The 24,999-nt window shown below is 73.6% G+C and carries 27 protein-coding genes and 1 pseudogene; 16 read left to right on the plus strand and 12 right to left on the minus strand.

Annotated features, from left to right (window positions below):
* From DT076_RS01835 to DT076_RS01850, 4 genes are read right to left on the minus strand one after another with little or no spacing between them, the layout of a single operon-like run.
* The gene (locus DT076_RS01835; protein ID WP_114124919.1) at positions 1-819 is read right to left on the minus strand and encodes an alpha/beta fold hydrolase; all 819 of its coding nucleotides are present in this window, start codon (positions 817-819) and stop codon (positions 1-3) included.
* Between the two features lie 57 nt (positions 820-876).
* Entirely contained in the window at positions 877-1,596 is a 720-nt protein-coding gene (locus DT076_RS01840; RefSeq protein ID WP_114124920.1) for a helix-turn-helix domain-containing protein, read from the minus strand.
* A 36-nt stretch (positions 1,597-1,632) separates the two neighbouring features.
* Positions 1,633-1,872 (minus strand): NADPH-dependent FMN reductase family protein, encoded by a 240-nt coding sequence (locus tag DT076_RS01845; RefSeq protein ID WP_114124921.1) that lies wholly within the window; start codon positions 1,870-1,872, stop codon positions 1,633-1,635.
* Between the two features lie 55 nt (positions 1,873-1,927).
* A complete protein-coding gene (locus tag DT076_RS01850; protein ID WP_114124922.1) occupies positions 1,928-2,536 on the minus strand; it encodes a TetR/AcrR family transcriptional regulator in 609 nt (202 codons plus the stop codon).
* Between the two features lie 160 nt (positions 2,537-2,696).
* On the opposite strand from DT076_RS01850, the gene DT076_RS01855 reads away from it, so the two are divergent.
* A complete protein-coding gene (locus tag DT076_RS01855) occupies positions 2,697-3,659 on the plus strand; it encodes an NAD(P)-dependent alcohol dehydrogenase (protein WP_199538885.1) in 963 nt (320 codons plus the stop codon).
* A 252-nt stretch (positions 3,660-3,911) separates the two neighbouring features.
* On the opposite strand, the gene DT076_RS01860 is transcribed toward DT076_RS01855, so the two are convergent.
* Positions 3,912-4,412: an NAD(P)H-binding protein gene (locus DT076_RS01860; protein WP_199538886.1), complete on the minus strand. Its 501-nt coding sequence runs from the start codon at positions 4,410-4,412 to the stop codon at positions 3,912-3,914.
* Positions 4,413-4,463: 51 nt separating this feature from the next.
* Between DT076_RS01860 and DT076_RS01865 the strand changes: the two genes are divergently transcribed.
* The 5 genes from DT076_RS01865 to DT076_RS01885 all read left to right on the plus strand — a co-directional run bounded on the left by DT076_RS01865 (position 4,464) and on the right by DT076_RS01885 (position 9,220).
* On the plus strand, positions 4,464-5,096 hold the full coding sequence (locus tag DT076_RS01865; protein WP_114124923.1) for a TetR/AcrR family transcriptional regulator: 633 nt from the start codon (positions 4,464-4,466) through the stop codon (positions 5,094-5,096).
* A gap of 989 nt (positions 5,097-6,085) precedes the next feature.
* The gene (locus DT076_RS01870) at positions 6,086-6,937 is read left to right on the plus strand and encodes a CPBP family intramembrane glutamic endopeptidase (protein WP_158548014.1); all 852 of its coding nucleotides are present in this window, start codon (positions 6,086-6,088) and stop codon (positions 6,935-6,937) included.
* 57 nt (positions 6,938-6,994) lie between these two features.
* Positions 6,995-7,600, plus strand: a complete 606-nt coding sequence (locus DT076_RS01875; protein ID WP_114124925.1) for a dihydrofolate reductase family protein — start codon at positions 6,995-6,997, stop codon at positions 7,598-7,600.
* Between the two features lie 43 nt (positions 7,601-7,643).
* Complete coding sequence (locus DT076_RS01880) at positions 7,644-7,994, plus strand: YciI family protein (RefSeq protein WP_233493564.1); 351 nt, start codon at positions 7,644-7,646, stop codon at positions 7,992-7,994.
* Positions 7,991-9,220 (plus strand): RNA polymerase sigma factor, encoded by a 1,230-nt coding sequence (locus DT076_RS01885; RefSeq protein WP_114124926.1) that lies wholly within the window; start codon positions 7,991-7,993, stop codon positions 9,218-9,220. The genes DT076_RS01880 and DT076_RS01885 overlap by 4 nt, the downstream gene beginning before the upstream one ends.
* Positions 9,221-9,254: 34 nt before the next feature.
* On the opposite strand, the gene DT076_RS01890 is transcribed toward DT076_RS01885, so the two are convergent.
* The 3 genes from DT076_RS01890 to DT076_RS01900 are packed head-to-tail and all read right to left on the minus strand — an operon-like array spanning position 9,255 to position 12,584.
* Positions 9,255-9,887 carry a response regulator transcription factor gene (locus tag DT076_RS01890; protein ID WP_114124927.1) on the minus strand — a complete coding sequence of 211 codons (633 nt, stop codon included), beginning with the start codon at positions 9,885-9,887 and terminating at the stop codon, positions 9,255-9,257.
* On the minus strand, positions 9,884-11,818 hold the full coding sequence (locus DT076_RS01895) for a sensor histidine kinase (protein WP_147264030.1): 1,935 nt from the start codon (positions 11,816-11,818) through the stop codon (positions 9,884-9,886). Before DT076_RS01895 ends, DT076_RS01890 begins: the two co-directional genes overlap by 4 nt.
* Positions 11,819-11,876: 58 nt before the next feature.
* Positions 11,877-12,584 carry a hypothetical protein gene (locus DT076_RS01900; RefSeq protein WP_114124929.1) on the minus strand — a complete coding sequence of 236 codons (708 nt, stop codon included), beginning with the start codon at positions 12,582-12,584 and terminating at the stop codon, positions 11,877-11,879.
* A 211-nt stretch (positions 12,585-12,795) separates the two neighbouring features.
* Here DT076_RS01900 and DT076_RS01905 point away from each other — a divergent pair, with 211 nt between their 5' ends.
* From DT076_RS01905 to DT076_RS01920, 4 genes are all read left to right on the plus strand, one after another.
* Complete coding sequence (locus DT076_RS01905) at positions 12,796-13,431, plus strand: TetR/AcrR family transcriptional regulator (protein WP_114124930.1); 636 nt, start codon at positions 12,796-12,798, stop codon at positions 13,429-13,431.
* Positions 13,424-14,425, plus strand: coding sequence for a hypothetical protein (locus tag DT076_RS01910; RefSeq protein ID WP_147264031.1), 1,002 nt, complete (start codon positions 13,424-13,426; stop codon positions 14,423-14,425). The genes DT076_RS01905 and DT076_RS01910 overlap by 8 nt, the downstream gene beginning before the upstream one ends.
* Positions 14,422-15,252 (plus strand): CPBP family intramembrane glutamic endopeptidase, encoded by an 831-nt coding sequence (locus DT076_RS01915; RefSeq protein ID WP_114124932.1) that lies wholly within the window; start codon positions 14,422-14,424, stop codon positions 15,250-15,252. The genes DT076_RS01910 and DT076_RS01915 overlap by 4 nt, the downstream gene beginning before the upstream one ends.
* Positions 15,253-15,369: 117 nt before the next feature.
* Positions 15,370-15,768: a pyridoxamine 5'-phosphate oxidase family protein gene (locus tag DT076_RS01920; protein WP_114124933.1), complete on the plus strand. Its 399-nt coding sequence runs from the start codon at positions 15,370-15,372 to the stop codon at positions 15,766-15,768.
* A 76-nt stretch (positions 15,769-15,844) separates the two neighbouring features.
* Here DT076_RS01920 and DT076_RS01925 read toward each other — a convergent pair whose 3' ends face one another.
* Entirely contained in the window at positions 15,845-16,483 is a 639-nt protein-coding gene (locus tag DT076_RS01925; RefSeq protein WP_114124934.1) for a Rid family hydrolase, read from the minus strand.
* A 328-nt stretch (positions 16,484-16,811) separates the two neighbouring features.
* Here DT076_RS01925 and DT076_RS01930 point away from each other — a divergent pair, with 328 nt between their 5' ends.
* Positions 16,812-18,422: a flavin monoamine oxidase family protein gene (locus tag DT076_RS01930; RefSeq protein ID WP_114124935.1), complete on the plus strand. Its 1,611-nt coding sequence runs from the start codon at positions 16,812-16,814 to the stop codon at positions 18,420-18,422.
* Here DT076_RS01930 and DT076_RS01935 read toward each other — a convergent pair.
* Positions 18,409-19,353 (minus strand): SDR family oxidoreductase, encoded by a 945-nt coding sequence (locus DT076_RS01935; RefSeq protein WP_114124936.1) that lies wholly within the window; start codon positions 19,351-19,353, stop codon positions 18,409-18,411. The two genes, DT076_RS01930 and DT076_RS01935, sit on opposite strands and share 14 nt — an antisense overlap.
* 230 nt (positions 19,354-19,583) lie before the next feature.
* Here DT076_RS01935 and DT076_RS01940 point away from each other — a divergent pair, with 230 nt between their 5' ends.
* The 3 genes and pseudogenes from DT076_RS01940 (at position 19,584) to DT076_RS20205 (ending at position 22,048) form a co-directional block, all read left to right on the plus strand.
* On the plus strand, positions 19,584-20,420 hold the full coding sequence (locus DT076_RS01940; protein WP_199538922.1) for a helix-turn-helix transcriptional regulator: 837 nt from the start codon (positions 19,584-19,586) through the stop codon (positions 20,418-20,420).
* Between the two features lie 795 nt (positions 20,421-21,215).
* A pseudogene (locus DT076_RS20405) lies at positions 21,216-21,545 on the plus strand (exo-alpha-sialidase); the annotation flags it as partial.
* 377 nt (positions 21,546-21,922) lie between these two features.
* Positions 21,923-22,048: a hypothetical protein gene (locus DT076_RS20205; RefSeq protein ID WP_267896792.1), complete on the plus strand. Its 126-nt coding sequence runs from the start codon at positions 21,923-21,925 to the stop codon at positions 22,046-22,048.
* Positions 22,049-22,078: 30 nt separating this feature from the next.
* Here DT076_RS20205 and DT076_RS01950 read toward each other — a convergent pair whose 3' ends face one another.
* Together DT076_RS01950 and DT076_RS01955 are read right to left on the minus strand one after the other, a co-directional pair.
* Positions 22,079-22,819, minus strand: a complete 741-nt coding sequence (locus DT076_RS01950) for a FadR/GntR family transcriptional regulator (RefSeq protein ID WP_114124939.1) — start codon at positions 22,817-22,819, stop codon at positions 22,079-22,081.
* Positions 22,816-23,811: a dihydrodipicolinate synthase family protein gene (locus DT076_RS01955; protein ID WP_114124940.1), complete on the minus strand. Its 996-nt coding sequence runs from the start codon at positions 23,809-23,811 to the stop codon at positions 22,816-22,818. Before DT076_RS01955 ends, DT076_RS01950 begins: the two co-directional genes overlap by 4 nt.
* A 129-nt stretch (positions 23,812-23,940) precedes the next feature.
* Here DT076_RS01955 and DT076_RS19140 point away from each other — a divergent pair, with 129 nt between their 5' ends.
* Together DT076_RS19140 and DT076_RS01965 are read left to right on the plus strand one after the other, a co-directional pair.
* On the plus strand, positions 23,941-24,183 hold the full coding sequence (locus DT076_RS19140; protein ID WP_147264032.1) for a hypothetical protein: 243 nt from the start codon (positions 23,941-23,943) through the stop codon (positions 24,181-24,183).
* 146 nt (positions 24,184-24,329) lie between these two features.
* Entirely contained in the window at positions 24,330-24,965 is a 636-nt protein-coding gene (locus DT076_RS01965; RefSeq protein ID WP_114124942.1) for a sialidase family protein, read from the plus strand.
* The last annotated feature ends 34 nt before the right edge of the window (positions 24,966-24,999 follow it).

Here is a 24,999-nt window from a genome sequence, read left to right on the forward strand (position 1 = left end):
TCAGCTCTTCCCGATGAAGTCGCGCAGCGCCTCGGCGAGGACGGCGGGGGTGGTGCTGTGGTTCTCTCCCGGGATCGCCCGGAGGGTCGCCGTGGGGAGGATGCCGGCGACGGCCCGGGCGCCGGCGGTGAGGAAGGGCCAGGTGGCATCACCGTGCAGCACCAGGACGGGCACATCGACCCGGTCCCACAGGCCGGCGGGCAGGGGGCGGCCCGACACGGTGTCGCCGAGCTGGCGGCCGTCGTAGGCGATCGTCGGCGCGATGGCTTCCAGCCGCGACCAGGTGTCCTGGTCCGCGCGCATGCCGGCGGCCACCTCCTCGGGCAGGCCGATCGCGGCGGTCAGAAACAGCGTGACGGCGTCACCCGGGCGGCCGTCGGCGACGGCCGTGTCCAGGCGCTCGACGTAGTCCGCGGGCAGCGGCGGTCGCGAGCCGTCCACGACGACGGGCGGTTCGAACAGGGCCAGCCGCGCCACCGGCACCCCGGCGTGAACGGCGTTGAGGGCGAGCAGCGCCCCCGACGACCAGCCGAACACGGTCGCCGGCCGACCCTCGCCGGCCTGCTCGAGAACCGCCGCGAGGTCCTCGAACTCCCGCTCGACCGCGTACGGCGTGGTGTCGCCGCTGCCACCCCGACCTCGGCGGTCGTAGTTGATCACGCGGTACCGGTCGGCCAGGAGCTCCGCCGTCGCCGCGTTCTCCGGCGTGGTGGCCCGGTAGGCGGTGGCCCCGTCGATGATGACGACCGGATCGCCGTCGCCCCACGCCGAGTAGGCGATCGTGGTGCCGTCGGCGGAGCGGACAGTGCCGTCGACCATGGTGGTGGTTCCTTCCGGAGAGTGTCACGTGCGGCTGTCTGCCGCATGACCACCACGCTAGGGACGCGCCTGCTGGTCGGTCTTGTACAGAAGCGACAGGACGTCCTCCGCGCCACCGCGTCGCAGCTGGGTGGCGGTGCGGCCGATGAACCGCTGGAGAGCCCTCGCCAGGTGCGCCTGGTCGTAGAAGCCCAGGCGGTGCACCACCTCCGGGATCTGGACCCCTTCCCGGAGCAGGGCCGCGGCACCGCGTGCGCGCTCGATCTGCCGGATCGCGCCGACGGTGAGGCCCGTCGAGGCGGCGACACGGCGCTGCACCGAACGCGTCCCGACCCTCGCGGCACCGCCCCACACCACGTCGTCGACGAGCGGGTCGCGGGTCAGCACACCGGACCGCACCAGCTTCTGCACGAGCTGCTCGGCGTCGTCGAACCCGGGAATCTCCCACTCCTCGCCGGCCAGCACGAACCTGCGACCGGCCACGTGCTCGGCCGCCGCGCCGGAGTCGACGAGGGCCGCGGCAGACAGGTGCGACAACGACGCACCGTGCGCGAAGGTGATGCCGAACGAATCCGACCCGGCCTCGATGGGCACCGAGGTCGGAACCGTCTCGGGCCCTCGCACCGCCGCGTGGACGACGCCGTGGTCCTCCCAGAAGACCAGCTCTGAGGTCGAGGTCGCGATCGAGGTCATCACCCCGGCCCCGGTCGTCCGGCCGCGCCACACGCGCGCGACGTACGGGGAGTCCGACCCGCGGTGCTCGCTCTCGATCGCCATCGTGCTGAATCTCTCACTGCCCGCAAGTCGTTTCCGTCAGCGCGCGCAGGGCCTCCAGACGTCGCTGGTCGGCTTGTCGCCCCAGGTGCGGGTGTGCTCGTACTGGTACATGCCGAGCGCGGGCCTCAGCGGCTCATCGAGGAAGGGCAGGTGCACATCGGCACGATCGATCAGGCCCGGGTGCACGGGGCTGCCAACCTGCGCGGTGTCGAGGACCGAGCGGGCGATGTCGGGGCAGGTCCGAGATGGTCGGGTGCTGCCGATGATGACGGCCACCCGCTCGCCCGGCCGTGGTGGTGCTGCGGACTCTTCGCCGTCGGCTGTCAGTTGATCACGGCCTCTCTCTGGTCCTGCTCGCGGCCGTCCGCGGGGCGGGGCGGGCCTCACGCAAGCCCGCCGTCGCGATGGCGATGAACCGCGTCGCGCTGCGCGTGGCGGTCGCCCGGTCGGTCAGGACGATCGCGCGCACCGCCGTGAGCACCATGAGCAGGTCGGCGCCCGTGAGATCGGCCCTGGCCGCTCCCTCGTTCCGCAACCGCGCAGCGAGCGTCACGAACCCCCGCCGCACCTCCCGGTCGAACGACTCGAGGAGCGGGGTGGAGCGGCGCTCGGCCAGCAGGGTTCCGGCGAAGCCGGGCGAGGCGAGCTCGAGGGCGACGACTGCTTCCAGCGCACGGGTGAGCCCCCGCCAGGGGTCGGGTGCAGCCGTCGCCTCCTCGCACAGCGCGAGGCAGTGCCGCACCTCCTCCCCGAAGACAGCGTCGACGAGGTCACTGCGGGTGGGGAAGTGCCGATACAGCGTCGCGGTGCCGACTCCTGCCGCCCGGGCGATCGCGGCGGCGGAGGCGTCCAACCCGTCGCGGACGAACGCGGCACGGGCTGCCCCGAGGAGGTTCGTCCTGTTCCGCTGGGCGTCCCTGCGCGGGCGGGATGCGGTCATCGTCGCCTCCGATCCGAGAGACCTCCTGGTCGCTGCCCCTCACTTGATCGTAGGAGGGTCACGTGGGGCCGCTCCGGGTCATAGCGTCGCGTCATCCCCAGATCCGGACACGGAAGGACCACGCATGACGAAGCCGACACCGGTGACGATGAGGACGGCGGTGTTCCGCCGGTTCGGCCCACCCGAGGTGCTCGAGGTCGTGGAGGTGCCACGGCCCGTGCCCGCGCGGGGACAGGTGCTCATCCGCGTCGAGGCGACCTCCGTCAACGGTGGTGAGATCGCGCAGCGCCAAGGCAGACTCCAGCGGATCGCTCGCACCAGGTTCCCGTCGTTCCCGGGCATCGACTTCGCGGGCGAGATCGTCGCTCTCGGGGACGGGGTCACCGATGTCGCCCTCGGGGATCGGGTCTGGGGCACCGTCGACGAGCGCGGGCCGGTCGGCTCGGCGGCGGAGTACCTCGTGGTCGAGAGGTGGCGCCTCGCTCGCAGGCCGCCGCACCTGACGTCGACCGAGGCCGTCACCCTGCTGGCCGGTGGCGCCACCGCTCTCGTCGGCCTCCGGAACAAGGTGCGCCTGCAAGCCGGGGAACAGCTGCTGGTCCGTGGCGCCGCCGGTGGCGTCGGGAGCATCGCCGTCCAGATCGGTGTGATGCTCGGCGCGCGCGTGACGGCTCTGGCGCACCCGGCCAGTGCCGACTTCGTCCGCTCGCTGGGCGCCGAGGAGGTCATCGACTACCGGACGCCGATCGAGGATCTCGGCAGGTTCGACGTCATCTTCGACACCCGCGGCACGAACCTCTGGCGGCTGCGCAGGCGCCTCGCGCCCGGCGGCCGGATGGTCACGATCGCCTTCGACCTCGACCGCCCATGGCGCAGCCTCGGCGCGATCGCCGCGTCGGGGATCTTCGGACCTCGGCGCATCCGCTTCTTCCTCGGCCATCCCACCGGCGCACTCTTCGGAGAGCTGAGGGAGATCGCGGAGGCGCGACACCTGCGCCCGGTCGTCGACAGCGTCTACCCCTTGGAGCAGATCGCCGACGCCCACGCCGCACTCGAGTCCGGCGGAGTCCACGGCAAGGTCGTGGTGGGCATCGGGCAGCCTCGAGGGGACTCCGGGGCGTGAGAGACCACCAGGACAGCGGCCGTGCTTCGACGCATCCGCGCTGTGGGGCATCGGGATGCCCCCGGATCCGTACGGACGGTGGTCTCCAGGCCCTCTTCGAGTCCTGTGCCGGTGGCGATCGCTGCGGACCCGAGCAGGGACCCGTCTGCCTGGTCTCGAGCACTCGACGGCGTCCGCAGCCCAGCGGAACAGGTCGATGTGGTCTGCGACCCAGGCGCGGAACGTGCGCGAGGGCCGGCCGGTGATGCGGATCTACTCGTCCGAGATGACCGGGGTGGCCCCGACGGCTTCGCGCCAGTCCTTGATGATCTGACGAACCCACTCGTCGGGCGCGTGCCGCGAGAGCAGCGCCGAGGACTCCGCCTCGGTCTGCTCGATCACCGACACCCGCCGCCCGATCACCTCGCCGATCGTGGTCACCTGCTCACGCAACGTCAGCCGTGCGGGACCGGTCAGCACGGGTTTCTCGCCGATGAGGGTCTCGGCGGTCAGGGCGATGACGGCGAGCAGCGCCTCCGGCTCTGCGAGATCGGCGTACAGGAACACCCGGTCGACGGACTCCAGCGCCGCAGCGAAGGACGTCGGATCGTCCAGATCCGCTCCGAACACCTGGACCTGCTCCGGGAGCGACAACTTCTCGGGCGTGCGGCTGTTCGCCCGCACCGCTGCGCCTCGCTCCAGCAAGCCGGCGACGACAGCACCGCCGACAGCACCGCTGGCGTCCACGACCAGAACAGGCATGACTTCCTCCACTCGGACGAACAGCCGGGCGGGGTGTCAGACCGACTGTTCTAGAATCAGTCCATGCGTTCTGACGCCGGTGCCGCGCAGGAGCCACGCGGCGCGCGCACCTTCATCGAGACGGCTCGTCGTCAGCAGCTGGTCGACGCGGCGATCGCCACCGTGAACGAGCTCGGCTACCACCGTGCCTCGCTGGCCGAGATCGGCAAGCGCGCACGGATCGCCAAGAGCGCGGTGGTCTACTACTTCTCCTCGAAGGAGGCGCTGCTGCTCGAGGTCCTGCAGACGGTCTTCGGCGCACTCGGTGGTGAGGTGGCGGCGGCGGTCGAGCGGGTGGAGGGACCTGCGGCGCGACTGGGGAGATATGCCGATGCCTACCTCGCGCACGTCGACACCCGACGCCGGGCGGTCGCTGCGGCGGTGGAGATCGCGGTCTCGCACCGGACCGCCGAGGGCAGACCGCTCTACCTCCTCGACGACGAGGCGGACACCGCCCTGCTGCGCAGCATCCTGCGCGCCGGCATGGACGACGGCACCTTCCGGTCGATGCCGCTGGAGGTCGCCACCGGGTTGGTCGAGAGCGTCCTGGACCGCTCGATCACCCTCGTCCAGCGTGACCCGGACGCCGACCTGGCTGCACTACGCGCCGAGGCGGTCCCCTTCCTCCTCCGCGCCCTGGGGGCCCAGGATGTCTGAGCCGCTCAGAGGCATCGGCTACGACGCCGGTGTGGTGTACGAGAAGTTCTTCGACAACCACCCCGGCTTCACCGAGCAACGGGCACGACGCGACTTCCGGGCCATCCGGGTCGATCTCGGCTGCGACGCCGTGCTGGTCATGGCCAGCCACCCCGAGCGGCTCGCAGCAGCGGCCGGCATCGCGGCGGAGGAGGGGCTGCAGGTCTGGCTCCAGCCGCGCCCCTTCGACCGGCCCGTCGAGGAGCTGCGCGAGACGGTGCGCGCCGCCGCCACCACCGCCGAGGAGCTCCGCACGGCCGGAGCCGCGACCGGACTGGTGGTGGGCTGCGAGCTGACCCTGTCGACGCCCGGCCTGCTTCCCGGGCCCACCTTCTGGACCAGGGGGATGCTGATGGCGGTGACGTTCCCGCTGCTGCCGATCGCGAACCGGAGGCTGCAGCGCCTGCTCGGCGACCTCGTCCGCGACGCGCGGGAGCGGTTCGCCGGACCCGTCTCCTACGGCGCCGGGGAGTGGGAGCGCCCCGACTGGTCGATCTTCGACGTCGTCGGCACCGACCGCTACCGCGACGCGCGCAACGCCTCGCGCTTCGAGGACGACACCCGGGCCCTGGTCCAGCGGGCGCACGAGCACGGGAAACCCGTCTACGTGTTCGAGTTCGGCACCTGCACCTACCGCGGCGCCGCCGCCAGGGCCTCCACCGCGGCCGGGGTGCTCCGCGGCCGCGGGAAGCCGAGCGTGCCCCGGCACCTCGTGCGCGACGAGCAGGAGCAGGCCGACTACCTCACCGAGCTCCTCGACACCTTCGACCGCTCCGGGGTCGATGCGACGTTCGTCTGGGGTTTCAGCGAGCCCGCCCTCACCACCTCCGACCAACCCGGACAAGACCTCGACCTGGCCAGCTATGGCATCGTCGCCGCCTCCGCCGACGGCACGTGGACCCGCAAACGCGCCTTCCACGCGCTCGCCCAGCGGTCCGGGGTGGCGACGCGTGACGACCTCCTCACCCGCCCCGCCGCACCGGCTCGTCCCCGTCGCGGGAAGGGTCGCCCTCGTCGTGCTCCCGCTCGGTGCAGCCCTGACGACCATGACGGTGCTGCTTCCCGCTCCGCAAGATCCCTCCGACCCGATCACGCTCATCACCAGGATCGCCGCCGGTGTCGTGATCAGTGCCGTCGCCCTCACCACGGTCCTGCTGGCGATCACCCGGGTGGACGGCAGCCCGGTGCGGGACGCCGGCCTGACGAGCCTCCGGACCGGCTGGCGGCTCGCCGTCTGGGGCGCGCTCACCTGGGCCGTCCCCGCCGCCGCCACGTTCGTCGTCCTCGCGCTCCTCGGCATGCCCTTGACCGTCACCGTCCCCGGCGGCGAGCTCCTCCGGACCGTGCTGCTGCTGCTCCTCGCCGTGCTGCTCACCGAGGCGCTCCCGGAGGAGGCGGTCTTCCGGGGCTACGTCACCACCGCGCTGGGTGCGGTCCTGCAGGGCTGGTGGGGGACGATCGTCCAGGCGGGGTCGTTCACGGTGTTCGCAGCGCTCCTGCGGCAGAGCTGGAACCCGGTGGATCTCTCGCTCTTCCTGGCGATGGGGGTCGTGCTGGGCTACCTGCGTTCCGCCACCGGGTCGGTGTGGATGCCGATCGGCTTCCACACCGCCTTCCAGACCGGATCACAGCTCGTCCTCACCCACGAGGCCCTCCATCTCGTCGGCGGCTCGGGCGCGGCGGTGCTCGCCCTGGGGGCCGTCCCCTTCACCGTCGCGGCCGTCCTGGTCTCCACCACCGGGATCCCCTCCGTCGTGACATCGGGTGTCCGATCCGGGCGAGGCCGTTCGTCGACAGGGTGAGCGGCCGCCCGACGGGGGTGGCTACCGAGGGGCCCGGGCCCCGGGAGGACGACCACCATGAAGCTGACGACGATCACCAACATCTCGGTCGACGGGGTGATGCAGGGCCTCGGCGGGCCCGAGGAGGACCGCCGGGACGGGTTCCGGCGCGGGGGCTGGGCGCTGCCGCTGTTCGACGCCCGGGCCGAGGAGCTCCTCGGCGGGATCTACCAGCGGGCCGAGGCGTTCCTCTTCGGCCGACGCACCTACGACATCTTCGCCACCTCGTGGGGCGTGGTGCCGGAGATGGCCGCCAGCCCCATCGGGCGGGCCCTCAACGAGCGACCCAAGTACGTCGTCTCCCGCACCCTCCCCGAGCCGTCGTGGGCGGGCACCACGGTGCTGTCGGGCGACCTCGCCGCCGCGGTGGCAGAGCTGCGCGCACGCCCCGGTGGCGAGCTGCAGGTGCACGGCAGCGGCACGCTGCTGCGCTGGCTGCTCGAGCACCAGCTGGTCGACGAGATGGTCCTGCTGACCTACCCCGTGGTGGTGGGCCAGGGCACCCGGCTGTTCCCCGCCGACGGCCCGGACGCCGCCCTCGAGCTGGTGGAGGCCGGTCCGGTCTCCAACGGCATCACCCTGCACGTGTACCGGCCGGCGGGCCGTCCCCGCTACGCCGCGTGAACGGGCTCTCGCCGGGCGCCCCGCAGCGGGAGAGGATGGCCTCGTGCAGTACCTGATGACCGTGGTCGAGGAGTTCCTGCCCGGCGGTCTCCGCGCGGACCCGGCCGGTTCGGCCACCTCCTCCGAGGCGGCCGCGATCGACGCCTTCGACGAACGGCTGCGCGCCGGCGGCTACTGGGTCTTCGCCGGCGGGCTCGACGCCCCCGGCACCGCCACGGTGGTGGACCGCCGCGGGGAGGAGACGGTGGTCACCGACGGGCCGTTCCTGGAGTCCAAGGAGCACCTCGGCGGCTTCTGGGTCATCGAGGCGCCCGACCTCGACGGCGCCCTGGGGCTCGCCGCCGAGGCGTCCCGGGCCTGCCGGCGCCGCATCGAGGTGCGGCCCTTCCTGTGAGCGGGAGCGACCCGAGGGCGGCCGTCGCCCGCGCCCACCACGAGGAGTGGGCGCGGGTGGTCGCCGCCCTCACCCGGCGCTTCGGCGACCTCGACGTCGCCGAGGAGGCCGCGGCCGAGGCCTTCGCGACCGCCGTCGAGCGCTGGCCGGCCGACGGCGTCCCGGACCGCCCCGGCGCCTGGCTGACCACCACCGCCACCCGCAAGGCGATCGACCGGATCCGCCGTGAGCAGCGGCGCGAGGAGAAGCACAGGGAGGCCCCGATGTGCTCCCAGGACGCCGCCGAGCCCGTCGGGGCGGTCGAGGACGACCGGCTCCGGCTGGTCTTCACCTGCTGCCACCCGGCGCTGGCGAGAGAGACCCGGGTGGCGCTGACGCTGCGGATGCTCGGCGGGCTGACCGTCGCCGAGATCGCCCGGGCCTTCCTGCTCACCGAGAGCGCGACGGCCCGGCGGATCACCCGGGCCAAGGCGAAGATCAGAGGGGCGGGGATTCCGTACCGGGTGCCCTCAGCCGACGACCTGCCCGCGCGCGTCTCCGGGGTGCTCGCCGTCCTCTACCTCGTCTTCAACGAGGGCTACCTGGCCACCGGCCCGGACACCGACCCGGTGCGTCCCGCACTCACCGGCGAGGCGATCCGCCTGACCCGCCTGCTGCGGGCCCTGCTGCCCGAGGACGGCGAGGTGGCCGGCCTGCTGGCGCTGATGCTCCTCACCGAGGCCCGCCGCCCGGCCCGGGTGGCCGCCGACGGCCGGCTGGTGGTCCTGGCCGAGCAGGACCGCGGACGCTGGGACGCCGCCCTGGTCGCCGAGGGCCACCGGCTGGTCCGCGAACGGCTGGCCAGCGGGGTCGCCCCGGGCCGCTACCAGCTGCTGGCCGCGATCAACGCCGTGCACACCTCCGCCCCGGACGCCGCGAGCACGGACTGGTCGCAGGTGCTCGCCCTCTACGACCAGCTGGTCCGGCTCGACCCGTCCCCGGTGGTCGCCCTCAACCGCGCGGTCGCCCTCGCCGAGGTGGACGGTGCCGGGGCGGCGCTGCCGGTCGTCGACCGGCTCGGGGACGCCCTCGACGGCTACCACGCCTACCACGCCACGCGCGCCGACCTGCTCCGCCGGCTCGGCCGGACCGGGCCGGCGCGGGCGGCCTACCGCCGGGCCCTCGAGCTGGCCGGCAACAGCGCCGAGACCGCCTACCTGGGTGCCCGGCTGGCAGAGCTGGGCTGAGCGCGGCTCCGGCGGGACGCCGCTGCGTGGGGTCTCAGCCGGGCGGCCGTCCGAGACCCGCGTCGCGGGCGATCGCGACCGCCTGCGCGCGGCTGGCCGCCCCGAGCTTGGCCAGGATGTTCGACACCAGGTTGCGGACGGTCTTGACCGACAGCACCAGCACCTCCGCGATGTGCTCGTTGGAGCGTCCCCGGCTCATCAGCTCCAGCACCTCCCGCTCACGCCCGGTCAGCTGCGGCAGCACCGGGGCCGCACCGGCCCCCAGGCTCGCCCGCACGCGGTCGACGACGGGCGCGCCCACCACCAGGCTGCCGCCGACCACCGCGTCGAGGGCGAGCCGGATCTCGGCGTGCCCCGCCCCCTTGAGCAGGTAGCCCGAGGCGCCGGCGCGCAGCGCGGCCAGGACGGTGGCGTCCTCCTCCAGCATGGTGAGGGCGAGCACCCGCACCTGCGGGTGCCGCCGCGACAGCACCCGGATCGCCTCCAGGCCACCCATGCCGGGCAGGTGCAGGTCCATCACGACGACGTCGGGCGCGGTCCGGGCCACCGCCTCCAGCGCCTCCTCCCCGGTGCCGGCCTCGGCGACCGTCTCGACCCCCAGCTCCTCCAGCAGCAGCCGGAGCCCGTCACGGAACACCGGGTGGTCGTCGCAGAGCAGCACCCTCACGTCAGCACCACCTCGGGCAGGGGGAGCGCGGCCTCCACGCGGGTACCGGTGGCTCCGCTGGTGACCTCGAGCACGCCGCCGAGGTCGGTGGCCCGCTCGCGCATCGAGACCAGCCCGACACCTGGGGCCGCGGCCGCGGGGTCGAAGCCGTGCCCGTCGTCGACCACGGTGACCCGCAGCGTCCGGTCCTCCCCGCGCACGCCCACCCGGACCTCGGTCGCGCCGGCGTGGCGGGCGGCGTTGCCCATCGCCTCGGCCGCGATCCGGTAGGCGGCGAGCTCGGTGGCCGCCGGCAGCTCGAGGTCGGGGTCGGCCTCCACGACCACCCGCAGGGTGTCGCCGGAGAGGTCGGCCGCCACCTCCTGCAGCGCGCCACCGAGGCCGAGGTCGTCCACGGCCAGCGGCCCGAGGTCCTGGGTCACCCGACGCAGCGAGGCCAGCGCCTGACGTCCCACCGCGTGCAGCCGCAGCAGCCGGTCGCGGGTGGCCTCCGGGGTGCGGTCGAGGGCCAGCACCGCCACGTCGGCCTGGGTGAGGATCGCCGACAGCAGCGGCCCGACGTCGTCGTGGAGGTCGCGGCGCACCCGCCTCCGCTCCTCCTCCCGGGCGAGCAGCAGGGCCCGGTGCGAGCGGCGGAGATCGGCCAGCAGCCGGGCCGAGGCGAGCACGGCCGCGACCGGGCGGGCCAGGTCGGTGAGCAGGTCCAGGTCGCGGGGGCCGAGCGGGTCGACCGCGGAGCGGGCGGCGACGAGCAGCGCGCCCTCGCGGTGGCCGAGGTGCACCAGCGGCACCTCCTGCGCGGCCGGTGCTCCGGGGCCACGGACCCCGGCCTCGACGACGGTGGCGCCGTCGACCACCACCGCCGCCCACGGCACGCGCAGCGCCGGCAGCAGCGCCTCGACCGCGCCGCGGACCGCGGTGGCGGGGTCGGCGGCCCCCTCGAGCCCGGCCGACAACGCACGGAGGGCGCGCTGCGGGACGTCCCGGTCGCCGTACAGCGCGCGGGAGACCACCCGCTGCAGCCCGGACAGCAACGGCAGGAAGGCCAGTGCGAGCGCGACCGCCAGGACGACCGCCACCCCGGCGCCGGCCCGCCCACCCACCACCGCGGTGAGCCCGGCCACCGCGACGGCGTAGCCGCCGATGAGCAGCGTCAGCGAGCCGGCGAGGACGACCGAACGCCTCAGCACGCCCTCGGCGTCGTAGAGCCGGAACCCCAGCACCGCCAGGCCGACCGACAGCGGCAGGGCCGGCGTGGTGACGACCTGCACCAGCGGGGCGACCGCGGGCACCAGAGCGCCGAGGACCAGCCCGAGCAGGGTGACCGCGGCGCCGACGAGCACCGGCGCCAGCTGGCGCCGCCGGGACGGCTCGGCCCGTCGCAGCCGGACGGCGAGCACCGTCACCGAGGCCACCGCGGCCACCGCGAGGCCGACCATCCCGGTCGGGACGAGGACCGGGGCGAGGGCGGCCGGGCCGGTGACCACCTGCTCTGTCGGGAGCGGCGCCGTGGGCGGCGCCCAGCCGAGGGCGATCCCGGTGCAGGCGACCGCCAACCCGGCCAGCACGACCACGGTGACCACCCGTTCGACGCGCGTGAGCGGCCCGTCGCGGCTGGCCCGCAGCAGCACCAGGGTCAGCGGCAGCACCACCCCGACCAGCCACGTCCAGCCGCTCCACCAGGCGCCGACCTGCGCCCCGGGCGCCCCGGTCAGCTCCCAGCCGGTGCCCACCGCGGCGGAGGCGGAGACGGCGGCCACGAGCAGCACCAGCGGGAGGATGCCGGCCCCGGGCGCCCGGCGGGCCAGCACGCCGCCAACCACCGACCAGGCCACCGCGTTCGCGGCGTCCTCGGCGAGGTGGGAGTCGAGGGCGCGGAACGCGGAGACGGCGGCCCGAGGACGAGCGCACCCAGGGCAGCCGCCGCGCACGCGCCGGCGAGGACCGACGCCCCGACGGCGTGGCCTCCCCGGTCTGCGGCGGTGCCCATCACCCCTGAGCGTGGACGCTGGACGGAGCGACCACAAGGCCCGACCGGCCGCTCCGGCGCCCGGAGGTGAGGAGCAGCGCGACGAGGGCGACGGCCAGCGGGGCCTGGGTGAGCGCGACCACCGGTCCCAGGCCGGCGGTGGCGAAGGCGAGCACGGCGCCGAGGAGCAGGAGCACCGGCATCCAGAGCGGCACCGTGCGGGCCACCAGCAGTGCGACGCCGGTGAGCACGACACCGAGGCCGAAGACCGGCACCGACCAGTACGACACCGGCAGCCCGGCCAGTCCGGCGTCGAGGTGCAGCAGCGCCGGCATCGCGGCGGCCGCGTCGACCCCCGGCGCGGTGGTGGCCCACGCGGCGTAGCCCTGGACGGTGTGGCTGACCGCGTTGAAGAAGGTGCCGGTGGCGAGCAGCGCCAGCCCGACCAGCAGCAGCCGACGGCCACGCACCGGGGCGAGCGCGAGCAGCGGGGGCACGCTCGCGACCAGCAGGAAGGCCCCGGCCGCGGTCAGCAGCCGGGAGAGGAGGAGCTGCTCGCGGAGCGCGAGCATCGCGGCGAAGGCGCTCTCGACGTCGGGTCCGAGGACGGGGAACAGCGCCTGGCCGGCGACGAAGGCGACGATGCCGACCGAGCCGGCGAGGACGGCGGGCCGGGACGACGGTGCGGCGGAGGACGCGGCGGGCGAGGGGAGCGTGGCTGAGGTCATGCCGGCAGCGTCGCCGCGGCCGTTCCCGGGTCACCAGGGTCGGGCGTCCCGACCGTCGGGGAAGAACCGGACGGACGGTTCGCCCAGGCGAGGGCCCGTTCCGATGGGCAGCAGACGACGGGAGGAGAAGAGGAGGGGCGACTGGTCCGAGGCGGCGCCGGCCGTGGAGAAGGGTCTACCGCGATCAGACCGAGCGTTCTAATATCAGTCCATGCGTTCTAGATTCGAGGGATCGGTGCCCGGCTCCGCGAACTCGCGGACCTTCATCGAGACGGCTCGTCGTCAGCAGCTGATCGACGCGGCGGTCGCCACCGTGAACGAGCTCGGCTACCACCGCGCCTCGCTGGCCGAGATCGCCAAGCGCGCCCGGATCGCCAAGAGCGCGGTGGTCTACTACTTCTCCGCGAAGGAGGCGCTGCTGCTCGAGCTCGTCGAGACGGTCTTCGCCGCGCTCGACGAGCAGGTGGTGGCAGCGGTCGACGGGGTCTCGGAGCCCGCCGCGCGGCTGCAGGCGTACGCCGATGCCTACCTCGCGCACGTCGACGTCCACCGTCAGGCGGTCGCCGCGGCGGTGGAGATCGCGGTGTCGCACCGCACCGCCGAGGGGACGCCCCTCTACCTCGTCGCCGACGACGCGGACACCGCCCTGCTGCGCAGCATCCTGCGTGCCGGGATGGACGAGGGCACCTTCCGGTCGATGCCGATCGAGGTCGCGACGGGCCTGACGGAGAGCGTGCTGGACCACGCGATCACCCTGGTCCAACGCCACCCCGGCGCCGACCTGGGCGAGCTGCGGGCGCAGGTGGTGCCGTACCTGCTCAGGGCACTGCGGGCCCAGGATGACTGAGCCGCTACGAGGCATCGGCTACGACGCCGGTGTGCTCTACGAGACGGTCTTCGACAGCAACCCGCGCTTCACCGAGCAGGGTGCCCGCCGCGACCTCCGGGCCATCCGGCGAGAGCTCGGCTGCGACGCCGTGCTGGTCATGGCCAGCGATCCCGGACGGCTCCGCGTGGCCGCCGGCATCGCGGCGGAGGAGGGGTTGGAGGTCTGGCTCCAGCCGCGCCCGTTCGACCGACCTGTCGAGGAGCTGCGCGAGGCGGTGCAGGCTGCCGCCACGACCGCCGAGGGGCTCCGCGCGGCGGGCGCCGCGGCCGGGCTGGTGGTGGGCTGCGAGCTCACGCTGTCGACGCCGGGCCTGCTCCCCGGGCCCACCTTCTGGACCAGGGCGATGCTGATGGCGGTGACGTCGCCGTTGCTGCCGATCGCGAACCGGCGGCTCCGGCGCCTGCTCGGCGACCTCGTCGGCGACGCCCGGGAGCGCTTCGCCGGGCCCGTCTCCTACGGCGCGGGTGACTGGGAGCGCCCCGACTGGTCCGTCTTCGACGTCGTCGGCGCCGACCGCTACCGGGACGCACGCAACGCCTGGCGGTTCGAGGACGACACCCGGGCCCTGGTGCAGCACGCGCACCGGCACGGCCGACCCGTGTACGTCTTCGAGTTCGGCTCCTGCACCTACCGGGGCGCCGCGGCCCGCGCCTCCACGGCGGCCGGGGTGCTCCGCGGGCGCGGCGAGCCGACCGTGCCCCGGCACCTGCGCCGCGACGAGCAGGAGCAGGCCGACTACCTCACCGAGCTCCTCGACACCTTCGACCGCTGCGAGGTGGACGGGACCTTCGTCTGGGGCTTCAGCGAGCCGGCCCTCACCACCTCCGACCAGCCCGGACGAGACCTCGACCTCGCCAGCTACGGCGTCGTCTCCGCCCATGCCGACGGCACCTGGACGCCCAAACGCGCCTACCACGCACTCGCCCACCGGTACCGGGGGAGCAGCACATGACCACCTCGTCCCGACCGCCGTCCCACCGGTTCGCCTCCGTCGCGGGGCGGATCGCCCTCACCGTGCTGCCTCTCGGAGCTGCCCTCACGATCCTGGCGGGGCTGCTGCCCGCCCCGCAGGGCCCCTCCGACCCGAGAACGCTGGCGACCAGGATCGTCGCCGGTGTCGTGATCAGTGCCGTCGCCCTCGCCGCGGTCCTGGTGGCGACCCGCAGGGAGGGGAAGCCCCTGGGCGATGCCGGGCTGACGAGCATCCGGGCGGGCTGGCGGCTCGCCGTCTGGGGCGCCCTCGTCTGGGTCGTCCCCGCCGCCGCGACGTTCGTCGTCCTCGCGCTCCTCGGCACGCCATTGACCGTCACCGTCCCCGCCGCCGAGCTCGCCCGGACCGTGCCGTTGCTGCTCCTTGCGGTGCTGCTCACCGAGGCGCTCCCGGAGGAAGCGGTCTTCCGCGGCCACGTCACCACCACGGTGGCCGCGGTCACCCGGGGCTGGTGGGTCATCATCGCCCAGGCCGTGCTGTTCACGGTGTTCGCCGGGGTCCTCCGGCAGACCTGGCACCCCGCCGACCTCTCCCTCTTCCTCGCGATGGGGATCGGTCTGGGCTACCTCCGCGCGACCACCGGGTCGGTGTGGATGCCCATCGGCTTCCACACCGCGTTCCAGACCGGATCACAGCTCGTCCTCACGCACGAGGCCGTCCACCTCGTCGGTGGCACCGGCGCGGCCGGGCTCGCGCTGGGCGCCATCCCCTTCGCCGCCGCGGCCGTCCTCGTCTCCACCACCGGTGTTCCCCGCCTCGTGGCCCCCGGTGCCCGCGCGCCACGGTGAACCCGCCCCGTGGTCCGGGTCGCGCAGCCCGGGGAAGAACCCGCCCGGCGCGGCGGTTCGTCGCTGCAGGACCCGTCGCCTCAGGCGGGTGGTACCGACGAGCAGGAGGAGAGGACGATGACGGACTGGTCCGAGGCGGCGGGGTACTTCACCACCGACGCCGTGGCGCACCTGGCCACCATCGGCAAGGACGGCGGCCCGCGCACGGTGCCGCTGTGGGTCGACCGCCACGGCGAGAGCGACCTGGTGATCTTCACCGAGGAGGGCTCGGTCAAGGACCGCAACATCGCCCGCGACCCGCGGGTGGCGCTGTCGGTCACCGTGCCGGGCAACCCGCTGAGCCACGCGAGCGTCCGCGGCGAGGTGGTCGAGCGCCTCGAGGGCGAGCGCGGTCTAGAGGTCGTCGACCAGATCTCCAAGGCCTACACCGGTGAGCCGTACCCGATGCGGGAAGGGCTGGTGGCCTTCGTCATCCGCCCCACCTCGTGGGTGGCCCACGACTACTCCGAGGAGTGAGCGACGACGGGCCGGCCCTGCACGGGGGCCGGCCCCGTCGCAGCTGCTCGTGCGACCGTGTTGGTCGGGGCGGGGGTCAGCGCGGGTAGACCGCGTCCACCTCGACCTCGACCAGCCACCCGTCCACCGGCAGGTTCTCGATCTCGAGGGCGAACCGCGACGGCCGGGCCTCGTTGACCACCATCGGCTTGACCGTCTTCGTGCCCAGCTGCACGTCCATCGTCTTGCCGGTGGAGAGGTTGGTGTTTGCGAAGAACTGGCGGTAGGCCCGGTTCCAGCCGGCGAAGTCCATCGCCTCCTCACCGTCGGGGTTCTGCAGGAACACCCGCATCGAGATGACGTCGTCGTAGTCCAGCCCGGCCCGCTCGAGGTTCTCCCCGATCCGCATCAGCACGTTGATGCCCTGGGCCTCGGTGAGGGTGACGCCGGCGGGCAGCTCGCCGCCGGGGAAGACGTCGGTCGGGATGTAGCGCTCCTCGGCGCTCGCCCCGGCGGTGGTGTTCATCGCCCGCGGCCCCAGCCCGGACGACTTGTACCAGTCGGTCATCCGCCCGATCGCGACCCCGTCGGCGATCGAGGGGGTGTCTCCGGTGACGAAGGAGTGCGCCTCGGTGGGGCGCGGCTTGAACAGCCGGCCGTCGGCGGCGGCGGTGGCGGGGACGGCCACGGCCGCGGTGAGCGCGACGGCGAGGGCGATCTTGGTGGGGGTCTTCATGGGTGCCTCCAGGCGGGTCGCGGACGCCGCCGTGGCGTCCGGGCGAGGGAGCCGGACGCAAGAGGCGTCCGGGTGCCCGGGACGCTAGCCACGCCGCGTTTCGCGGCCGTGACGCCAGGTGACGATCCCGGGTCCGTCCACGGCGCTCGAGCAGGCGCGTCCCGGCGGCGTCACACGACGGTTACCGGGACCGCCGAACGGTGACCCAGCCGGAACACCGCGGACGCTGATCGACACAGGGCCTCCCTAGCGTCCGGGCCAGCACTGGCGGCGACCCGGCACGGACGCCCGGGACGTCGACCGCCAGGCCCGCCCCGGAAAGGTCCCCATGAGCACCGATGAGCTGATCCCCGCCGTCTCCCGCCGCCAGCTGCTGCAGGCGGTCGGCGCCACCACCAGCGCGGGGGTGATGTTCGCTGCGATGGGCGCCCTCGGTCTGGCCCCCACCGCGGCCGCGCAGCCGCGCAACGAGTCCTGGACGCCCCCGCGCAAGGGCGACCTCAGCACCACCGGGCGCAAGGCGAAGAAGGTCGTCGTGGTCGGCGCCGGCCCGGCCGGTCTGGCCACCGCCTACGAGCTGCGCAAGGCCGGCTACGCCGTCACCGTCCTCGAGGCCCGGCACCGGGTCGGCGGGCGCACCCTCACCATCCGCGGCGGCGACGCCGAGACCGACACCGACGGCGTGCGCCAGGTCGCCCGCTTCGACGACGGCATCTACCTCAACGCCGGCGCCGGCCGGATCGCGCAGTGGATGGTGACGATGGACTACCTGCGCGAGCTGGGCGTCCCGTTCGAGGTGTTCACCAACGCCAACGCCGACGCCTACATCTACAACGAGCGCACCGGCGCCACCCCCGGCAACCCGGTCCGCTACCGCACCGCCAAGGCCGACGTCTTCGGCTACACCTCCGAGCTGCTCACCTACGCCACCGACTCCGGCGCGCTGGACCAGAAGCTCACCGCCGCCGACAAGGAGAACCTGCGCGCCTTCCTGCGCAGCTGGGGCTCCCTCACCCCGCAGGGCACCTACACCGGTGGCGCCAACCGCGGCTACGAGGTCTACCCCTCGGCCTGGAACGAGCACGGCACCCCGCTGGCCGGGCCGGGCTCGCTGTCGGAGGTGCTGGCCTCGAAGGTGGGCTCGTACTTCCCCTTCGAGATCAACTGGGAGCAGTCGATGCTGATGTTCCAGCCCAAGGGCGGCATGGACGTCACCTACCAGTACTTCGTCAAGGCCATCGGCAAGGAGAACGTCCAGCTCAGCTCCCCGGTCACCGGGGTGCAGAACACCGCCGACGGCGTCCGGGTCACGTACACCAGCAAGGGCAAGGAGCGCCGGATCGAGGCCGACTTCGCCGTCGTCACCGCCCCGGCCGGGCTGATGCGGACGTGGGACACCAACTGGGGCAGCACCGTGGACGCCGCCCTCGGCGAGTTCGCCACCGGCTCCCCGGCGGGCAAGATCGGCCTGCAGTACCGCTCGCGCTGGTGGGAGGACGACCACCGCATCTACGGCGGCATCACCGAGACCGACATGGACCTGGCCCACGTCTGGTACCCCTCCTACGGCTACGGCGAGCGCAAGGGGCTCATCGTCGGCTACTACAACACCGGCACCAACGCCCGCGCCTACGGCGACCTCAGCCCGTCCGCGCGGGCCCGCCGGGCGGTCGAGCAGGGGGTCAAGATCCACGGCACGAAGTACCGCACCGAGCTCGACACCTCCTTCTCCATCGCCTGGCACAAGGTGCCCTACATCGAGGGCGCCTGGGCCTTCCCCAACACCACCTCCGCCGGCTTCAAGAAGCTGCAGCAGGGGGAGGGGCAGGTCTACTTCGCCGGGGACTGGATGTCGGAGATCTCGGCCTGGCAGCACGGCGCGTTCTGGGCCGCGCGCTACGCCGTGCAGGCGCTGCACACCCGGGTCATGACGTCCTGACGCCCGCCCGCGCGACGAGGTCCGCCGAGGTCTCCCAGACCCGGCGGGCCTCGCCGACGTCGGTCAGCGTGGGGTAGAGCGCCTGCTCGGTCGGCGGACCGCTGACCCCGCCGAACCGGCTCGGACCGTAGAGGGCTCCGGAGCGGGCCTGCGGGGAGGTGGCCGCGTAGAGGGCCGGCTGGGCCGCCGTCTGCGGGGTGCCGGCGACGCCCAGACGGGACAGCAGCCGGATCAGACGCACCTGCGGGGTGTCGCGCGGACGACCGACCTCGGGCCGGGCCGACAGCAGCCCGGTCGGCGCGACGCCGGGGTGGGAGAGGTTGCTGGTGATGCCCCAGTCGCTGGCCTCGCTGCGGCGGGCCAGCTCCAGGCCGAACATCCCGACCGCGATCTTGGAGGAGCTGTAGGCGCGGAAGCCGGAGTAGGAGCGCTCCCAGTCCAGGTCCTCCCAGTGGATGCCGTTCGAGCGGGCCGCCACGCTGATCTGGGTGGTGACGTGGGCCCGGCCCGCGCGCAGCAGCGGCAGCAGGCCGGTGGTGAGCGCGACGTGGCCGAGGTGGTTGGTGCCCAGCTGCAGCTCGTGGCCGTCCACGGTGGTCTGCCGCTCCGGCGGGGTCATCACGCCCGCGTTGTTGATGAGCACGTGCACGGGCTCACCCTCGGCCACCATCGCGCGGGTCAGCGCGGCGACCGAGGCGAGGGAGGACAGGTCGAGCTCGCGCAGCACCAGCCGCGCGTCGGGCTGCTGCTCGCGGATGCGGGTGACGGCGGCCTCGCCCTTGCGCCGGTTGCGCACGGGCATCACCACCTCGGCACCGGCGGCGGCCAGCCGGGTGGCGAGGACGAGTCCGACGCCGTCGCTGGCGCCGGTGACGACGGCGCGGCGGCCGGACAGGTCGGGGACGGTGAGGTCGAGCGGGGTGCGGGACATGGGGACTCCTTCGTTCGGGACGTCCGTCCGGTGACGGGCGCCCAGGGACGTGGTCCACGCTGCCGCCCCGGCGGGGAGGCATCCAGGGACTGCTGGTCCGCGGGTCCCCGCTCCGCGTCCTGCCGGCCAGGAGGGCCGCGGCGTCGGGCGTCCGGCGGAGAGGGGGAGTGACGATCCGTGGTTCGCGGGCCCGCCGTCCGGTAGGAACGGGGGGAAGGAGGTGCCACGTGATGGACCGGAGCGGCCTGGCCGCGTTCCTGCGCCGACGGCGGGAGTCCCTGCAACCAGAGGACGTCGGCCTGCCCCGCGGGCTGCGCCGGCGCACCACCGGGCTGCGCCGGGAGGAGGTCGCGGTGCTGTGCCACATGTCGACCGACTACTACGCCCGGATCGAGCAGGAGCGCGGGCCGCAGCCCTCGGAGCAGATGCTGGCCGCGATCGCCCAGGGCCTGCACCTCTCGCTGGCCGAGCGCGACCACCTGTTCCGGCTGGCCGGGCAGCACCCGCCGGCCCGCGGCGCGGACAGCGAGCACATCAGCCCCGGGCTGCAGCGCATCCTCGACCGGCTGACCGACACCCCGGCCGAGATCGTCACCGAGCTCGGCGAGACGCTGCGCCAGACCCCGCTGGCCGCCGCCCTCACCGGCGACGCCGCCCTGCGCACCGGGCCGGACCGCAGCCTCGGCTACCGCTGGTTCACCGACCCGGCGACCCGGGCGCGCTACGCGCCGCAGGACCACGACCACCTCTCCCGGGTCTACGCCGCCGGGCTGCGGGAGCGGGTGACCCACCGCGGGCCGCGGTCCCGGGCAGCCTGGTACGCCGAGCGGCTCCTGGCCGAGAGCGAGGAGTTCCGCCGGCTGTGGGACCTCCACGAGGTCGGGGTGCGCCCCCAGGAGGTCAAACGCTTCGTCCACCCCGAGGTCGGGCTGCTGGAGCTCACCTGCCAGACCCTGGTCGACCCGGAGCAGTCGCACCTGCTGCTGGTCTACACCGCCGTCCCGGGCAGCGAGAGCGCCGAGCGGCTGCAGCTGCTGTCGGTGGTCGGCACCGCTCCCGTCGGCTGAGCGCGCGGCTGGGGCCTGCTGCAGGGTGATCCCACGCACATCCCTGCAGACATGGGACGTCCTATGTCAGCGCCACCGCTTGAGGGTGACGCCGGCTGAGGACCCGTCCCACCGGTAACGCCCGATCCACCACCCCGCAGCTGCGGCACGCCGTCGCGTCCCGGTCCTGTCCTGTCGACCTTCCGGCCCCTCGCCAACGGAGGCGAGGCGATCGCTGGGACCTCCGACACCGGCCACGGCCCCGGACGGGTGCCGCTGCCCTTGCAGGCGCCAGACGGGTCCGCGCGCTGCCCGCGTGGGCTCGACCACCCCACACAGATGGAAGAAGCATGAGATCACGCATCCCCCGCAGCGCCGCGGTCCTCCTCTCCCTGGTCGTCCTGGCCGTCGGGCACGCCCTCGGCGACCCTCCGACGGCCCGGGCCGAGACAGCGGGACCACCGACCGGGGAGTTCCGCACCGAGCCGTTGTGGGTCAGCACCCAGGGTGTTCCCGACGACGACACCTGCTTCCGGCTCCCGGCGGTCACCAGCACGAGCGAGGGCACGTTGCTCGCCTTCGCCGAGCGCCGCAACCTCAGCTGCGCGGACTCGGGCGTCTTCGACGTGGCGTGCGGCGCTCGGTCGACGGCGGGCGGAGCTGGAGCGACTCCGAGGTGGTGCTCCGGAACGCCGAGGGGGCGCGCAGCGTCGGCAACGCGACCGTCGTCGCGGACTCCACCGGACCGGTCTTCCTGTTCACGACCCCTCCCAGCCCACCGCGAGCACGATCCGACCCCGCACCCCGCAGGTGCAGGTGAGCACCGACGACGGGCGCACGTGGTCGGCCCCGCGGGACCTGTCGGAGGAGGTCAAACCGCCGACCGGGCCCGAGGACTGGTACGCGACGGGTCCCGGCCACGGGATCGAGCTGACCCGTGGGCCGCACGCCGGCCGTCCGCTCGTGCCCGTGACCTACAAGACCGAGAACGACATCCAGGGCGCGCGCATCGTCTACAGCGACGACCACGGCACCACCTGGCGCAGCGGCGCATCGGTGAAGTACCAGCTGCAGGACATCCCGCTGGTCGAACCGACGATCGCCGAGGACGACGACGGCCACGTCACGATGGTGGCCCGCTCGGGCCCCTACGACGACCCCGAGACCTCGGTGTCCGACCTGGTGCAGGCGGTCAGTGTCGACGGCGAGCTGTCCTTCGTCGGTACCGACCCCGAGGACGCCGACGGCGACGGCTTCGCCGACGACGACGTGGAGGCACCGTTCGCCTTCACCCGCTCCACCGCCCAGGCACCCTCGATCCACGTCCGCTCCTGCGGCACCGCTACGAGCGTCAGGGCTTCAGCCCGCTGCTGGCCGGGCCGGCGAGACCGAAGATCGACAACCACGCGAAGGGGAGGTTCGTCCGCAGCTCCTACGCCGACGGGCGGACATGGCAGGCCTGGGACGGGTCGGAGGATCCCGTCGGCGTCGAGATCGACCCCGACCACGCCGGGTACTCCGACATGGTCAGCACCCGCCGCGGGATCGGGGTGCTCCACGAGGCCGGCGAGGTCCGGTTCCGCGACGAGATCCGCTTCACCAGCTTCGAGCAGAGCGCCCTCGGGATGCCGGCCGAACGGCTCGGGTGAGCCCCGCCCGCTCCCGGCCGCCCGCCGCCGTCAGCCTGCGGATGCACCGTCGGCGCGGGGATCTGCCGGGAGCCGGGCGCGGATGCCGGAGAAGTGATTGCGCATGCGCTGCATGTACAGCATCGGGTCGCCGGCGACCAGCGCGTCGAGCAGCATGCGGTGCCAGTGGGCACTCTCGCTCTGGGAGTAGTCGGGCTGGGGGAGTCGCGGGTTCACCTCGTGGAACGCGCGCCAGAACACCGTGAGGAGGTCGGTGCTGAGCGGGTTGTCCAGGGGTGCGTAGAGGGCGAGGTGGAAGTCGAGGTCCGCCCGCAGGAAGTCGCCGCCGACCGCGCCGACAGCCTCCATCACGCTGACCAGGCGGTCGAGCTCGTCGGTCGGGTGGTCGCGGTAGTAGCCGACGACCTCCTCGGCGAACCCGACCTCCAGGGCCTGCCGGACGTCGAGCAGGTTGCGCACCTCGGCCAGGTCACCCTCGAGGGAGCGGGTCATCCGGAAGGTGAGGCTCTCGCGGAGCGGGTCCAGACCCGGCTGGCCGACATAGGTGCCGAAACCGTGGCGGATGTCGATGAAGCCGAGGGCCTGCAGCGCCTTCATCGCCTCCCGCAGGGCGTTGCGGGAGACCCCGAGCACCTCCATCAGCACGGGCTCGGTGGGCATCGGGTCACCGGCGGCGAGCCCGTGGTCGAGCACGTACTGCTTGATCCGGTCCTGGATGCGACGCTGGTTGCTCGCCGCGCTCGACCGCGAGGTGCTCTGGGTCGTGCTCATCGCGCCGCCAGCAGCCCGGCTGGGTCGGTGACGGCCGTCGGAGCGGCATGGGGCGACGGTTCCAGCCCGGCCCGCCGGAGGACCGCGACGACCGAGGCGACGTCGGCATCGCCCAGCTGGACGGCGGGTGCGGCGGTGCACCGGTGCGCGATCCCGCCCAGGGCCTGAACGGCCGCCTTGAAGGCGCCCAGCGCCCGGGAGCTGCCACCCATCGGCTGCTCGGTGCCGATCGTGACGATGTCGAAGAGCTCGAACAGGCGCTCCTGCTCGGCCCGCGCGGCGAGGAGGTCGCCGGCCCGCGCGGCGTCGTAGAGCCGGACGAAGCCGGCGGGGTCGACGTTGCCCAGCCCGGGCACCACCCCGTCGACGCCGATCAGCAGCGCACAGTCCACGGTGAGCTCCGATCCGGTCAGGATGACGAAGTCGTCCAGGCTGCGGCGCCGACGCTCGAGCACGTGCTGCCGCAACCGCGCGTCGGATCCGGAGGAGTCCTTCAACCCGACGATAGCCCCCTCCTCGGCGAGGGCCATCACGTCGGCGGTGCTGAGCGAAGCGCCGTTGACCCGCGGCGGGTTCTCGTAGGCGTAGACGGCCAGCCGCGGCACCTCACGGTGGATCAGGCGGAAGTGCTGACGGATCTCCGGTGAGGAGGTCGCGGCGTAGAACGGCGCGGTCACCACCACACCGGCGATGGGGAGGTCGGCGACCGCCGCCACGTGGTCGAGCACCCGGGGGGTCGCGGTGTCGGCCACGCCGACCAGGACCGGGATCCGGCCGGCGGCCGCACCCAGGGCTGCCCGGACGGCGAGCGCCCGTTGGGCGTCGGTGAGGAACGGGAACTCCCCGGTGGTGCCGAGCACGAAGACGCCGTGGACGCCGGCGTCGACCAGGCGCTCCACCTGGCTGGCCATCGACGCCTCGTCGACCTCACCATCCGGGTCGAGCGGGGTGATGACGGGGACCACGACTCCGCGGACCGGTTCTTGGCTCATCGGGACGACTCCTCGCTCGGCGCCGCGGTCGCTCCAGAGGATCGCGGACATGGGATGTCTGCTGACATGGGACGTACTATGTCAGGGTGCGGGAGTGACGGCAACGACGCCGGATCGAAGGAGATCCCCGTGAGCTTCCGCCTGAGCCGCAGATCCGCCCTCACCGCCGGCGCGCTCGGGCTGGCCGCCGTCAGCGGTCTGACGAGTGGTTGCCAGCAGGAGCAGGACGCCGGTCAGCAGCAGCAGCTGAACGAGCAGGTCGAGCTCCCGACCCTGCACGAGGCTCGGCTCGGTCCAGCCCGACCTGCCCGGCGACGACATCCTGCTCGACGGGTTCCTGCGCTACCCGGCCGACCCGACCCGGATCAGTGACGGCCCGCCGGGGGACGGCCAGCCGATCTCGTTCATGAGCAGCATCCCCACCGCCATCCCGCCGGGGCTGGAGCAGAACGCGTCCTGGCAGGAGATGAACGCACGGGTGGGCTCGGAGCTGCAGCTGTCACCGACCTCCGACAGCTATGCCGACAAAGTTCGACACCACCGTGGCCGGCGGCGACCTGCCCGACGTCGTCTACGTGCCGACCGACGTCGCCCAGCTGCCCCGGCTGATGGAGGCCAAGTTCCACGACCTGACCGAGCTGTTGTCAGGCGACGCGGTGGCGGAGTACCCCGCGCTGGCGAACCTGAGCCCCGACCTGTGGCGTGGCTGCGTGTTCAACGGCCGGATCTGGGGGATCCCCGTCCCACGGGCGATGGCCCGCACGTCGAACCCCCTCTACCGGGCGGCCGGCAACACGCTGCTCTACGCCGCGCCCACCCACCCGCGCGCCCGCAAGTGCCTGTCGGTCTTCGTCTCCACCGACGGCGGCCGCAGCTGTGAGCGACGGGCCGAGGTGACCTCCGACCGGTCCGGGTACTCCGACCTGGTGATGGTCGACGACACGCACCTCGGCGTCCTGTACGAGACCGGTCTGGAACGCGGTGACGCCCGCGACCGCATCCTCTACAAGGAGCTGGGGACGGAACGGCGAGGTCTGCAGGGGCGAAGCGGGAACCCCGCGACCGGTCGTCGGCGTGGTCACGCACGGTCGGCGGGAGGAGCGGCTAGACTGGTCTGCGGTCGTCCGGCCAGTCTCGCCCCGGACGTCCGGTGACGTCGAGCTCCCTGCTCCTCCGCTCCCAGAGCTT

It is taken from the genome of Desertihabitans brevis (assembly GCF_003327535.1).
Classification (GTDB): domain Bacteria; phylum Actinomycetota; class Actinomycetes; order Propionibacteriales; family Propionibacteriaceae; genus Desertihabitans; species Desertihabitans brevis.